Here is a 15119-nt window from a genome sequence, read left to right as displayed (position 1 = left end):
AAATATTATTAAGTTCGCAGAACTATTTATTGCTTTGGCAAGTAAAACAGCGATAGGTTGTTATGCCTTTAAAATGTATCATTAAATATTTTCTTTTACTTACTTAATGGTATTGTATAAAATTTTCGGTCGGCTTCAAAATCAAGCATTATCTGATCCAGAATAACACCATCATCTAATGCGTAAATAGTAATTATATGCTCGCCCGCCTTGTCCAGCTTATGATAAGTTACATTTACCGATTGGTTTCTAAGCACATTTTTTTTCCAATCTTCGCTTCTGAACTCTGTTTTAAAAGATACTACCTGAGGCTTTCCATTATCTACCGATATGGCATAACGTATATCGTTTCCATTTACGGGATGATTGGGTAGAAGGCAGGTTCTGATAATAGCATCTCCGCTTGAGGTTGTTAATATCCTATAGGTTAAAGCATTTCTTTCCCCTTTACTCAAACTTACGGCTTGCGTAGAGTTTCCCAATCCCTCTATTAATTCTGATAGACCTTGTGTTTCCTTTTCATAGTCAGAGGCATTGAGTATTACCATCTTATTATATTCTGTTGCCATATCTTTATTGAGGTTATTAGTTTCCAGTTCGAATGTATAGGCTTGTCCATTTATATCTAAAACACACTCTCCGATTGCTTTCTCCGATTTTACTTCTGACCAATCTGCACTAAAGACAATTCTCTTTTCAGCAAAGAGATTCAGGCTTTCTTCATAAACATTCAACCATTCGGGCTTTTGCTTAATGCTCCAAACAATAGGTTTAACCCCTTGTTGAAAAACTGAAATAAAAGTCTTTCTTCCTGATGGATTCACAAAGGGAACGAGTTTAATTACATGTCCGTTATTTATTGGCTTATCCGCATTTTCAACCCAGATTAAAGCTTGCTCCGTATTTTTAAATCCTATTCTATCAGGCAATTCCAATTTCTGAAAAACATTAAGATCACGAGGTTTCATATCCATGATACCGTTCCATTTCCCGTTCATCAAATCGTGATTGTATGTATAGGTTAATCCCGTAAGGGCATTGTAAGCATTATTACTTTTCTCCGCATATTCATTGGCTACGGGTAAGTTATAGGAGGCATATAATCTGGCTTTCTGAGCATACAATAATTTCCTGTTCATCTCTGCCGAAGCACAAACGGGATATTGTACCAATTGAAAATAAGCTGCTTTTTTATTTTGAGGAACTCTCTTTTCTAAACGCAGGGCTTCTTCGGATATAGTGGAGTATTCCGATAAGCGATTGTAAATCTCATCTCCAAAAGCATAGGGATTAAATTCGGTATCAATAACGGGTGTTCGCCCGTTTTTCACCCCAGCAGAATACTCTTCAACCCTGCTCCACCCCATAAATTCGGGTTTACGAATATTTGCCAAACGGTAATATTCATTTAATAAAGGGCTGATTTCTTTTGCTAAATCTTCTCCAAATTCTCGGGCAAGCCAATCTTGTTGATTACTATAAATATTCTGCGGATTTATCTTATTGATATCCCAAGCCATATCCAAGAAAAATTCGGTAGTATATTCAGCAGGTTTTATGTCTCCCACATTTAATATCCACAATTTACGGGCTCCCGTGTCCCATGCTTTTTTCATTTGCCAATAGATACGGGCAGGTTGAGTACTTGATAACCAGAGATAATCGTGAGGTCGTCCCCAATAAGAGATATGATAATAAACTCCGCTGCCTCCGCTCCGCTTCTGTTCGGCTTCGTTGCTTAGTCGTGTTATATACCCATAGTTATCATCGCACCAAGTGAGGGTTATATCTTCGGGAACTTTCAATCCGTTTTCGTAGATACTCAATACTTCTTTGTAAGGTACAAACGACTGAGGTATTTTAGTTATATCTTTATTTACATACTTTTTCAGCAACTCCCGCTGATCCTCTATCACTTGTGAAAGAACAGATGTTTGCTCGTCCAACGTTTTTACACCTTCCATCTTTCCGTCGTGTACACCTCGCATACCTATCGTATAGAAGTTCTCGTATGTTCCAGCTTCTTCGAGCCGTTCAGACCAATAGTTACAAACGGTAGTTTTATTAGTGAGGTAATTATAATCCCCGTATTTCTTAGCGTCCCATTCGCCTGCACTGTTTCTCATCAACGGTTCGCAATGCGATGTTCCTATTACAATACCATATTTGTCTGCCATCTCTTTATTGCCTTCAACAAAGTAGAAAGGCACTGTCGATTCGTGCATGGCTGGCCATAGAGTATTAGCACGAAGCCTCAATAGGAGTTCGAATATCTTTCCGTAAGTTTTACTGCCTATCCGACCTTTTACCGAAGACTGCTCAAAATTCCGACTGCACCAAGGCATCAATCCCCAATCCTCATCATTTAAGAATATTCCACGATATTGAACAGATGGTTGCCGACATAGGAAATACTCATCGGGGATGTTAATCGCTTCTTTCTTATCGGGTATGGCATCCGCCCACCACTTCCAAGGGGAAACACCAATCAGTCGGGATAATTCGAGTACTCCGTAAGCTGTACCCCTACTATCACTGCCTAAAACTATTAGCTGTTTCTTATCCCCGTTTTTTATAATCTGAATCTGAAAGGCTTCCCATTGATTCTTTATTTTATCAGCAGACAATTGTTTTGTACCAATCAGATTATCTATATATTCATTCTTTCCTATTGTTCCGATTACAATGGAATTATCTACAATCGCGTTTGACAGAGCAGGACTCAGACCCGATACGTCTTCCATATCGGAACAAAACATTCCGATGGCTGTGTGAACTACTTTGTTTTCGTTTTCGGATACATATATGTTTGTTACTTTCTTATTATTGAGCAAAGGAAAAGTTGCCGACATAGAAAATGCCACACAACTAATTAACAAAAGAATAGTTAGATATAGGTTTTTCATAATAAATACGTTTGTGATACAGTTCATTATCGAATAGCTGGTTATTGCTATATTTTATAACTGCAACTGATTATCGTTCTATTACCAACCAAAACGATAAAAAAGGTCTGTGACCTAATTTACCGGCCAGTTTTCGGATTCAACATGTGCACTACGCATATATTCAGCTAAACGATTAGTGATATCTGGAAATTGTGTTGCCACATCTCTCGTCTCTGCTCTATCTGTTTTTATATTATAAAGTTCGTACTCCTTCCCTATATTTTGGCGAATCAGTTTCCAATCACCCCATCTGACAGCTTGCGAAATACCTTTTGAGGGAAATTGTTCCCAATATAAAAATCGTTCCTCATCCGATAAACTATTTGGCTTCTTTATCTCGGGTAGAAGACTCATTCCATCTGTTTTAAGAGTGGTATAAGAGTCTGTCATATCCGAAAAAGTTGCCAAAAAATCGGGAAAGTAACACGGAAATTCTGAGCTTTTACCGACATTGATGCCATCGGGCATCTTTATAATCAGCGGCACTCTTATGCCTCCTTCATATAAATCGCCTTTCCAGCCTCTTAGCCCTCCATTCAGAATAAGCTTCTCGGTATTTGCTGCTTTTGCTCCTCCATTGTCGGAGGCAAAAACAACTATTGTATTTTTGTCTAAATCCAGTTTCTTCAATTCACTTAGTACCTTACCAATACATTCGTCCATGTGCGTGACGAGTGCAGCATACGATTTATCATTATCCGATAAATCCATATTTTTATAATCTCCCCACGATTTGGCGTCCAATGGCACATGGGGTGCATTATAAGCCAGATAAAGAAAAAATGGCTTTTGTTGATTCCTTTGTATAAAATCAATTGCTTCGATTGTAGCCCTATCGGTATTATGATCTATCTTTTTATCATTCAGATTATCTTCAATAACATATTCCTGACGATTCCTATAACGAATAGTTGGATAAAAATTATGGCTTTGGGGTTCTCTGATCAGCCATCCGTAAAACTCCTGAAAGCCTCTATCCAAAGGTCCTGCATTGGGATCGAACCCATCTAAATGCCATTTATTGACTAAGCAGGTTACATATCCATTATTACTTAGAACGTTAGCTATTGTAGAGTCCTGAGGTTGAAGATTGGTTCTTCGTACTGTACCTGCCATACCTTCTCGTGTGCCTTCAATACCTCCCTCACGGCACATATTACCCCGAATGCGTGAATGCCCTGTATGCAGACCCGTCATCAAACTGCAACGTGATGGCGATGAAACACTAGCTCCGGCATAACAATCGGTAAATTTCAGACCTTCATTTGCCAAGTTATCGATATGTGGAGTTTTAATAATTTTGTTCCCATAACACCCCAAGTCTCCATAACCTAAATCGTCGGCAAGTATAAATATGATATTGGGTTTATAAGTATCTAATGCCAAAACCGATGCAGGTAACAGACACCCAAACAATGGAGATAAAATTTTTGTAACCTTATAAAAATGCTTCTTCATAGTTTTAGTTTTTATAAGTGAATACAAAACTAAGCCCTCAGTTTAGATAAGGGCTCAGTCTTGATTCTATTTAATAAATACCTAAAATTAATATCCAGGGTTTTGCATTGCTTGTTTTTCTTCGCCCGACAATGGTCTGCCATTTTTATGAATAGCATCCAAAAACGATTGAGGAACAGGACGAAGGTAATGCACTCCTTCTTTAGGTAGAGCCTCGTCATTGAAAACCTTAGCTCTGTTTACAAGAGTTTTGGTTCTGGCTAAATCTTCCCAACGGATCAATTCTCCCATCAGTTCGCGAGATCTCTCATTCAATATAAAATGTAGGAATTTTTGCGCCTCAGAAGAAGCTCCTACTACATCATAAAATTCTTTGGTTGAATTCAAAATATCATTTACACTATTGAGATGCAATGAGGATGAAGCGGTAGTAGCTATCGCAATATTATTCGACTCATAGTATGAATTCTTTTCTGAATACGACGTGTATTGAGCAGTATTGGCCACAGCATTGTTTTTGTAGGCAACTCCACCGTCTGAATAAATAGCTCTGTCTTCTCCTGCTTTATAAGCAGCTCTATCTCTAACTGCATTAATATAAGGCAATGCCGCAGCATACTGCCCTTTGCGTCCATAAGCTTCAGCAGCAACAAGGTAGGTTTCGGCAAGACGAGCCAGAATGCCATCTCTACAACCAAACTGAGAAGCAACCGAAATACGCGATCCGTCTAAAAACTTACTCATTGTTACATAGCGACTTGTAGAATAATTTCCATGATCACTCTCAAGATTATATGGTTCTTCGTTGAAATAGCGGACAAATAAATGGGGAGCACGGTAGTTTATATTATCCTCTGTGTATCTGCTGTCTCCTGCATTATTCACAATGTAAAGAATAGACTGTTCGCCTCCTGCAAAGCGAGCCTTACCTACTAATGCTGTACTTGGTGCATATTTGGCTGTCCAAACAGGAGCACTAGCCGGTTTATTACATGAATAACTGGTTTTAAAGGATTTCCAGAATCTAGAATCGTTTACTCTATCAAAGACATCCATAGAATAATCGGTAGTTCTCATCCGTTGAAACTCACGACCTCCGGGAATATCACGCTGCATACCTGCCAGGTTTTGGTAGATAGAAGGGTAATATAAATGGACTTGATTTCCGTAACGACCCTGTGTGGCTGTATTGTTAGAAAACTCTGCGGCTAAGATAATCTCAGGCAATTTTTCGTTCGCACCATTTACAGTCGTATAGTTCCACAATTCTCTAAAATCTTTTGCCAGAGAGTGTTTCCCACTGTTTATTACAATATCTGCATATTTAATCGCATTATCTAAATCCTCTGCTTTTGTAGCAGAATTCCAGTCACTATACAATTCGCTCGCACGAGTAAGATACACTTTTGCCAAAAAGTGTGCAGCAGCCCATTTGGTGATACGCCCTTGTTCGGCAGGCGTCGACGGCAATAAGTTATATGCTTCCGTAAGGTCTTTAATTACCTGTTCGAATACTTCCTGAGTTGTATTTCGACCAAATTCAAACTCTACCGTAACCGAAGGTTCGAGCTTGATAGGCACTCCTCCAAATTGTCTTACTAATTTGAAATAATTGAAACCTCTCATAAAATGCCCTTCACCCAAACGTGTATCTCTATTTGGTAAATCACCATAATAAAGAGGAACATTCTGAATAAGAATATTAGCACTCGCAATGTTGCTGTACATATTATCCCAAACATTGGAAACAAAGGCATTCTGAGAATTTAAACTTGCATCATACGAATTCCACATCTGCTCGCTACGGTCGCCGCCAACAGCAAACTCATCTGTACCATAGTTTGTTGTAGCGTATGCCCAATTGTAATTAAAATGGAATCGCAGACCTTGATACATACCAACCGAAAGCCCGTCTAACCCATCGGGTGTTTTAAAAGACTCAAGACTTAGCGATGTTGTCAACTCCTCATTCAAAAAATCAGAGCAAGAAGGCATCAGCAAAACCGTGGATGTTGAAATTACACAACAGTATATTATTTTCTTTATATTTTTCATATTTTTTCTATTTAAGCTCATAGAGCTATTTATTGCTTTGATAAGTACAATAACTAAAGCTGGTTATCTTTGAGAAATGTATCATTAAGTACTTTCTCTTACTTAAAAGACCACAATCCTATGATATTTAGAAACCAATATTTATACCTACGATAAAACCTCTATTGAATGTAGAGCCTCCCAAATCGGGATCGATCCAATCAATTTTAGAATACAATAGTCCGGGGTTTCTAAATTGAGTAAACAGTTTCAGATTAGTTACACCCAAATTCCCTAAATATTTTTGAGGAAAGACATATCCTAGAGAAATGTTACGCAGTTTGATAAATGATCCATCCTGATAGTTCATAGAGCTCTTAAAGTCGTCGCCCGATGCTCGGTCGTAATTGGGAGCAGGATAAGCATTAGTAGGATTGGTAGGTGTCCAATAATCAACAACGCGTTGAGCAAATCGTCCTTGTAAAGCCTCAGCACCTGTTTCCATCAGGAAATTCCATCGCGAGAAGATGAATACCGACAACTCCCAGTTTTTATATGTAAAAGTATTTACAAAACCTGCTGTCCAACTCGGATTTTTCTGACCTACAATTTTACGGTCATTATTAGCATCAATCTTGTAATCTTCGTTCTGGTCTACAATCTTAATATCACCGGGTTTAAAAGCATGCCCGTTAGCATTGAATTTTGCCATCTCTGCTAAATCTTCAGTAGTATTTTGCCAGATTCTATCTTTCTGATAGTCATAGAAAACACCCAGACGTTGACCTATAAACCAATTATTTGCCAGAATGTCTTCTTTGCCATTTGCCAATTCGAGTATCTTATCTTTACTTGCCGAGAAGTTAAGGTTGGTTGACCATGTAAAATCTCTAGTCTCTATATTTACAGTATTCAATGTCAAGTCTATACCTTTATTGGATGTTTTTCCAATATTAGTCCAAACGCGTGTATATCCTGTTACGGAAGGAATATCTCTTTGCATCAGAAGATCGCTTGTTGTTGATGTATAGAGATCCAGATTACCGCTAAGCCTGTTATTGAAGAAGCTGAAATCGAGTCCAAGATTCCACTGAGTAGTACGCTCCCATCCCAGATTTCTATCGGGCATAACTATCGGATCTTTCATCGAAGGGTCAGATTGAACATAACCCGGAGCAACTAAAGGTCCCCATGTGTAATACAGAGTTTCTACACCTCCTTTTGTTTGATATGGATCGATGGCTGCGTTCCCGGTTGAACCTACACCCAAACGTACTTTCATTTGATTGATCCATATCTGATTCTTAAGAAAGTCTTCCTGATCTATACGCCAGCCGACAGCTGCCGATGGGAAGAAATCCCATTTATTGCCTTCTGCCAACTGAGATGCTCCATCCCAACGAGCCGATGCTGTCAACATATACTTACTATTAAAACTATAATTGGCACGAGCCATATACGACAGCAATTGAGTTTCTACTAAGCCCGATCCAAAAGCATCAAGTGCACTAACCGAATTTAATTGATTCCAAAGTTGACTACTCCAAGGCAAGTTACTGGCTGTCATAGAAGAAGTCTCTTCGTGAAACTTCGACGAACTTTGCAGTAAGGTTACTCCCAGATTGTGTTCTTTATTGAATGTTTTATCATAGTAGATTAAGTTATCTAACGTCCACGAAAGACGTTGAGTCTTATTCAACTGAGCATAATTGGTAGAACCCGGTTCACCTGCTCCTCTGTTCGAAGATCTCTCATCCATGAAACGTCCGTTTCTGTAGTTATAGAAATCAGGACCAAAGTTTACACGATAGCGTAACCCTTCCATAAACTTAATCTCTGCATAAAAACTACCCAGAGTACGTAAGGTTGTACGTTCGTTTATTACATACTGATCGTCACCTATGGGGTTTAAGATATTAACATCACCGCCGGGCATGTTTATACGATTGCCATTTTCATCAAAAGGCACTGCATAGGGTAACATGGCACGAGCAGCAAAATAAAGATTGCCCGGTCCTGTTGCATTAGATGTTGCATACCCGTAGTTCTGAACACTCCACGTACCGGTTATAGAAGCACCCATCGAGAACCATTTTGTGGGATTGATGTCGGTACTTATTTTTACATTGTATCGTTCAAAATCCTGACCTTTTTGAGTTCCTTCCTGATTAAGATAACCAAAAGAAGTATGTGTTCTCATTTTATCCGTACCTCCGCTTACACTCAGTGTATGCTCGTGAGTTAAACCCGTTCTCAGAACTAAGTCTGTCCAATCGGTTGTAGGTACTAAGTTTCCATTAAAGGTTCCACCGGCCCATCCTTTTTCGATATTAGCCCAAGCAATAGGGTCTTGACCGAAGATTGCTTTATCTGCTTCAAGAGTAGGAACTTCCGGATATGTATTTTTAGATGCACGGCGAAATGCATCACGACGGAACTCTATGTATTGTGGAGAGTTCATCATCTCGGTACGATCATACATATTCTCGATCGTTACTATTCCAGAATAATCTAAAGACATCTTTCCGCTTTTTCCTCTTTTAGTAGTAACCAGCACAACACCATTAGCTCCTTTCGAACCGAATACTGCTGTTGCCGAAGCATCTTTCAAAACATCAATAGATTCTATATCCAATGGGTTAAGCGCCTCTATACCTCCCGACGAAAGGGGAATTCCATCCACTACATACAGTGGAGAGTTACTTGCATTTAAAGAACGGCTACCACGAATAAGAACTTTACCGATCTCTCCGGGACGTTCATTCGATGTTATATCAACCCCTGCCGCTCTACCCTGCATAGCTTGCAGTGCATTTGTTACAGGTAGTTTTCTTATTTCTTCGGAGCTTACGTTTACCATTGCACCAGTAACGTCGCTCTTTTTCATAATACCATATCCAACCACAACTACTTCGTCAAGCAATTGAGCATCTTCTTTTAATACTATTTTAATCTGAGATTGTCCGGCTACGGGTACCGATTGCTTTACATAGCCTATATATCCGACTTCTAAAACATCCGAAGTTTTTGCTTCAATGGAAAATACTCCATCCAAATCGGTTATTGTTCCAACAGAAGTACCTTTCACACTGACCGAGGCTCCAATAATAGGCTCGTTATTTTCATCATAAACAGATCCTTTAACCGTTCTTTGTTGTGCATACGAGTATGCTACCGACAAAAGAAGAAAGATCATCGTCAAAAACATGTATCTTGTTCCTGGCACAAGACTTAGATTCGTTTTCAGTTTATTTCTCATGGATTTTTAATTTAAGTAATTCTTAGATCAGGTTTTTCATCCGATTTAGGTATCGGAAATTAAGTTTTCTTTAAGTTTTCATGGCTCTTATGTTTACATTTATTAAATCTTCAGCGAAAGTAGGCTACAAGGGTATCTGTACAAATGTATTTTTGTACAGAAACATAGAAAATAAGACTTATTTGAATTAATTAAGGAGACAGACCGTTTTATTGCTTAAGAAAACATAACAACCAATAAATGTTACAATTACAAAATAGAGCAACAGGTATTTAGCATTAAATACAAAAAGAGACTGTAAAATTTGAAGGCTTAGTTCTAAGTCTTTATAAGCATCTGTTCTTACGATATCTAGCGCATCATCATTTACAACTTCGGGTATTTATTGAAGCAAAAAAGGAAGATTGCTTACAATAAATACCCGAAGAACATTACAAATATCTAAGAAACAGATCACACATGATACTAATAACCGAAATTTTGTACCCAATTAGTTCTCGTTTTCATCTCATCATCAGGAATAGGTAACAGTAAATCCCTTTTGGTAGGAATTATGCCATTTGTTTCCGAATGATAATACTTAGCAAATGCCGCAAGAGTAGCTACTGCTTCGGATTCGCCCCAACGAACCAAATCAAAATAGCGTTTTCCTTCACCTATAAACTCATATTTACGTTCTTTCTTAATATCGTCCAAAGTGGGTATAGTTGTCAGGTCTGCTAAACCGGCACGAGATCTTATTTTATTAATATATTTTGCTGCATCACCGGGTTTCGAGTTAGCAATCAAAGCTTCTGCATAATAGAGAAGTACTTCTGCCGGACGAATAATAGGGAAATTGCGAGGAAAATCATTCCATGACTTTATAGTTGTATTGGTATTATCTTTTTCTAAAAACTTGGTCAATACATTTCTGACCACCCACACTCTTTTCTGAGCATCCAAACTGTTCCAAAAGCCCATATCAACACTTGCAGGCAATCGCTTATCGTTATTCAACTTCATCTCATTTACAAGTAAAGTATCTACCCTCAAATCTTGCCCTTGTTGTCCGTATGACGAATACACCCATTCGGGGAAAGGGGAAGCCCCTGAACCCGAACTTGTAATATATCCGGGTAAACTTGAACCGGTTCCAAATCCTCCGGAAGCAAATTGCACAGAGAATAAGTCGTATTTATTCTCATTGCGTAAAGTAAATATATCTGCATAATTGGTCGCAAAACGAGCCGAAACTTTATCTATAATCTGAGCATATACACTCTCGGCTTTTACCATTGCCGAAGCATCTTTTAAAGGGCTACCCGCCATAGTCATGTATACTTGCCCCAGTAATGCTTTTGCTGCTAAACTACCGACACGCCCAGAACTTTTCCCTGTATATACTTCATCCAGATTTGCTCCCGCATAATTTAAATCCTCTATAATTTGTGCATAAATAGTTTCAATAGGCTCACGCGGTAGAAGTACTGCGGCCCCATTTTCAATGGGTTTTGTAACCAACGACACCGGTCCAAAAGCTCTTACTAGCTCGCTATAAGCATAAGCCCTGAGGAAACAGGCTTCTGCCCGATAACGCACATATTCGTTCTCCGGCGTTTTGCTCAGCAAATTATTTGCATCGGCAATCATGGAATAAAGCCGGGCAAAGATAGTAGATACTGTAGTCGTTGAAGATGTCAACAAATACTTGCGAATATCAAGTTGGTCATTCTGTGCTGAGGTTTCACCAACCAAATAACGAATATCGGAACGGTCTTCCGAAACTAATAAGTAATACAACGTTGGAAAGTCCTGATTACTGCCACTTCTCCCCAATCTCGAATAAATACCGATTGCGGCTTGATTTACCTCTAATTCACTTGAATAGAAAGTATTCGACACATTATTTTCGACCGGAATAATATCCAGATCGCTCGTACACGAAAACATGGCAAAGGACAAAAACAATATTATTAATTTATTTATTTTCATAATGTCAGTATTAAGTAATACAAAATATTTAATGCAATACTTTAAAGTTATAACTAGCTATAGTTGTTTTGCTTGCTAAAGCAATAAAAAGGTCTGAGACCTTAAAAAGTTATGTTCACTCCTACTGTAAACGTTCTTGCCAGCGGATACGATCCCCAATCGGATGAAGCATTATCCTGTGTTGCGGCTTCGGGTGAAAATCCGGGATAATAATTATCCCACATATATACATTATCACAAGAGAAATAGACACGGGCTTTATTCAAAACCTTTTTAACCGGAATGTCATAACCGAGTGTTATATTCTTAATTCTTATATAACCGGCATCGTACATCCAGTTAGTATCATACTGACTGGTTACTGCGGAGAAAAAGGCAGGAACTTTTCCATTTCCCGGTTCTTCTTCCGACCAATAGGCATCATACAACCACTGATCCATATAATTATATTTAGGATCATTCGTTGCTCTATTCCAACCTCTTGAACCTATTGACAATAAATCTCCTCCAACCCTACCTTGCAAAAGAACAGACATATCGAAATTCTTATACTTGAACGTGTTCATCAAACCCCATTCAAAATCGGGTTCGTATTTACCTGCTACGATATAGTCATCGGATGTGATTTTACCATCATCAGTAGCATCAAAATACTTAGTATCACCGGGTTTTTGACCCGAATATATAGCGATGCCTTTTTTGGGTGTAACCCCATCCGATTCGAAATCTGCGGCACGAAGCACACCTGTTGCCTTTAGCAGATAGTACGAATTTATAGCTTGCCCAACTCTTTGGATAATTGTATTTCCCTGACCTAATTTGATATCGCCGTCATTAGAACCTAAACTTGTTATTTTATTTCTATTTATTGACATATTAAAAGATGAATTCCATTGGAACTGTCCCGTTAAATTGACGGTATTTAATTCAAATTCAAATCCTCTGTTTTCAACATTTCCAACATTATCCATCATCGATGAATAGCCTGTGGTTAATGAAGTGGGAGCCTTCAATAAAAGATCGGTCGTTTTCTTATAATACACATCAGCCTGCATATATATTCTGTTTTTAAAGAATCCTAAGTCTAAACCGAAATTATAACTGTCTGTTTTCTCCCATCCTAAGAATGAATTAGAGATATTTCCGACTACAAACCCATTCTGGATAGCTTGGTCATCACCAAAAACATAATTAGCACTAACCATATTCGACAGGAACGCAGCAGACCCTATACGATCGTTACCTGCAAGCCCCCAACTGGCTCTCAATTTGGCAGTACCAAGCCATTCGAACTTCTTCATAAAATCTTCTTCGTTTACTTTCCAAGCACCCGATACAGATGGAAACCATCCCCAACGGCTATTACTTCCAAATTTAGAAGAACCATCTTTACGGAGCGATGTCGTAACTAAATACCTGTCTTTGTATCCGTATTGAATACGCCCAAAATAAGAAATAAGTGCATCCTGACCATAATCAATCGTATTGTAGTTTACGGTAGTCCCCGAATTTTTATCGAATACCCATGTTTTATCATTAGCAAAGCCACTTAGACCCTGATCCGAACTTTCTGTTGTATTTTTCTCCTCTGACAGAGCCAACATGGCTGCTAAAGAATGATTTCCAAATTCTTTAACATAATTAATCATCGCCTGCCCCATAAGACTGTGTGTTAACGAACTAGCCTTACGAGAGCTCGATTTTTCACCGGGCTTGGCTGTATCCCATGTCCCTTGAATCCATGTCGGGCTGTATGTTCTCCACATATTTGATCTGAAGTTCCATGAAACAAGCCCGTTTACTGATAGCCCGTCTATAATGTTGACAGTCATATTCGCCGCAGAATTTACACGTACATCTTCGGTTCGTCTATCATTATAAACAGCCTGTACATAAGGGCTTACATTATTAGGACCGGGACCCCACAAGTCATAAAACTTATAAGGATCGGCTCCCGCCATTCTGCCTGCTCCTGCAGGAACTATACCCGGAAAGGATAATGCACGTGCAACTGCCGCATCCTTGCCATCTACATTAGCACCTTTCTTCAGAGCATATGACGGAGCAATATTTACAGTTAATTTCATGCGGTCGTTCATTTTAACATCAAAGTTGGCACGCAACGAATAACGATCGAAAGCCGACCCTGCCACAATTCCTTCTTGTTGCAAAACACCTGTTGATATTGAATAAACAACATTCTCTGTAGCACCCGCAGCATTCAATTGAATATCGCTTATAGGAGCTGACTTGAATATTGCATCCTGCCAATCGATTGTTTCCAAATTATCGGTTCCCCAATAAGGGTCATATATTCCATAAGAAGCTCTGATGTCATTGAGAGCTGTTCGGTTATCATATGTTTTACCCGATTGCTTTGATGCAAATGCAATACGCTCGGCTTGCGATACGGAAACACTTTGCCCTGTCTTATTAGTCCATTGCCTGTCCAGCCATTTTTTATTAAAAGCAATCCACTCGCCCGAGTTCATAACATCTACTGTCTTTTCTACATTCGCAATACCTGTATAAGCAGAAAGGGAGATAATGGCTTTACCCTTTTTGCCCCTTTTGGTAGTAACAAGTACAACCCCGTTCGAACCCCGCGAACCGTAAATAGCCGCCGAGGCAGCATCTTTTAGTACTTCGATAGATTGTATATCATTCGGATTTATTCCCGAAAGATTATCAATAGGAACACCGTCCACCACATACAAAGGAGAACTTTCACCATTAATAGAAGCAGCTCCACGCACATTTATGGTGATGTCACCGCCCGGTGAACCTGATGTACTTCGTACACTTACACCAGCCATTTGACCTTGTAAGGCTTGCTCAACCCTTGTGATCGGACGATCGGCAATTGCACTTTCATCAATTCGGGCGATCGATCCGACAACATTCGCTTTTTTTACTGTTCCATATCCCACAACTACAACTTCATCGAGTAGTTTATTATCTTCTTTTAGTATAACTTTAATATCCGATTTACCACTAATGGGAATAGATTGCCTTACATAACCGACATAAGCAACCTCTAAAATATCTGTGGGCTTTGCTTGAATAGAAAATACTCCGTCTAAATCAGTTATTGTACCGACAGAAGTTCCTTTAACATTTACCGAAGCACCTATTACAGCTGCATTTTGTTCATCTAAGACAGTCCCTTTGATTGTTTTTTGCTGTGCATAAGTATATGCCACGGGCAAAAGTAGGAAGGCCATTGTCAGAAACAGGTATCGGGTTAACGATACGAACTTCTGATTCGTTTTCAGTTTATTTTTCATGGATTTTTAATTTAAGTAATTCTTAGATCAGGTTTTTCATCCGATTTAGGTATCGGGAATTAAGTTTTCTTTAAGTTTTCATGGCTCTTATGTTTACATTCATTAAATCTTCAGCGAAAGTAGGCTACAAGGGTATCTGTGCAAATGTTTTTTTATACA

General features: G+C 38.8%; 6 protein-coding genes. All 6 read right to left on the bottom strand.

What is annotated here, in order from left to right:
- Positions 1–95 precede the first annotated feature (95 nt).
- Positions 96–2906 carry a glycosyl hydrolase 115 family protein gene (locus CLV62_RS07010; RefSeq protein WP_110310074.1) on the bottom strand — a complete coding sequence of 937 codons (2811 nt, stop codon included), beginning with the start codon at positions 2904–2906 and terminating at the stop codon, positions 96–98.
- A 114-nt stretch (positions 2907–3020) separates the two neighbouring features.
- Positions 3021–4406 (bottom strand): sulfatase-like hydrolase/transferase, encoded by a 1386-nt coding sequence (locus CLV62_RS07005; protein ID WP_110310073.1) that lies wholly within the window; start codon positions 4404–4406, stop codon positions 3021–3023.
- An 87-nt stretch (positions 4407–4493) separates the two neighbouring features.
- Positions 4494–6461, bottom strand: coding sequence for a RagB/SusD family nutrient uptake outer membrane protein (locus CLV62_RS07000; RefSeq protein WP_110310072.1), 1968 nt, complete (start codon positions 6459–6461; stop codon positions 4494–4496).
- A 127-nt stretch (positions 6462–6588) separates the two neighbouring features.
- Entirely contained in the window at positions 6589–9699 is a 3111-nt protein-coding gene (locus CLV62_RS06995; protein ID WP_110310071.1) for a SusC/RagA family TonB-linked outer membrane protein, read from the bottom strand.
- Between the two features lie 465 nt (positions 9700–10164).
- On the bottom strand, positions 10165–11673 hold the full coding sequence (locus tag CLV62_RS06990) for a RagB/SusD family nutrient uptake outer membrane protein (protein ID WP_110310070.1): 1509 nt from the start codon (positions 11671–11673) through the stop codon (positions 10165–10167).
- A 101-nt stretch (positions 11674–11774) separates the two neighbouring features.
- Positions 11775–14960: a SusC/RagA family TonB-linked outer membrane protein gene (locus tag CLV62_RS06985; RefSeq protein ID WP_110310069.1), complete on the bottom strand. Its 3186-nt coding sequence runs from the start codon at positions 14958–14960 to the stop codon at positions 11775–11777.
- Between the last annotated feature and the right edge of the window lie 159 nt (positions 14961–15119).

Source organism: Indolivaga alginatilytica, from assembly GCF_003201355.1.
Classification (GTDB): Bacteria; Bacteroidota; Bacteroidia; order Bacteroidales; family Dysgonomonadaceae; genus Dysgonomonas_A; species Dysgonomonas_A alginatilytica.
The sequence above is the reverse complement of the archived record's forward strand: the minus strand, read 5'-3'. Positions and strand labels throughout refer to the sequence as shown.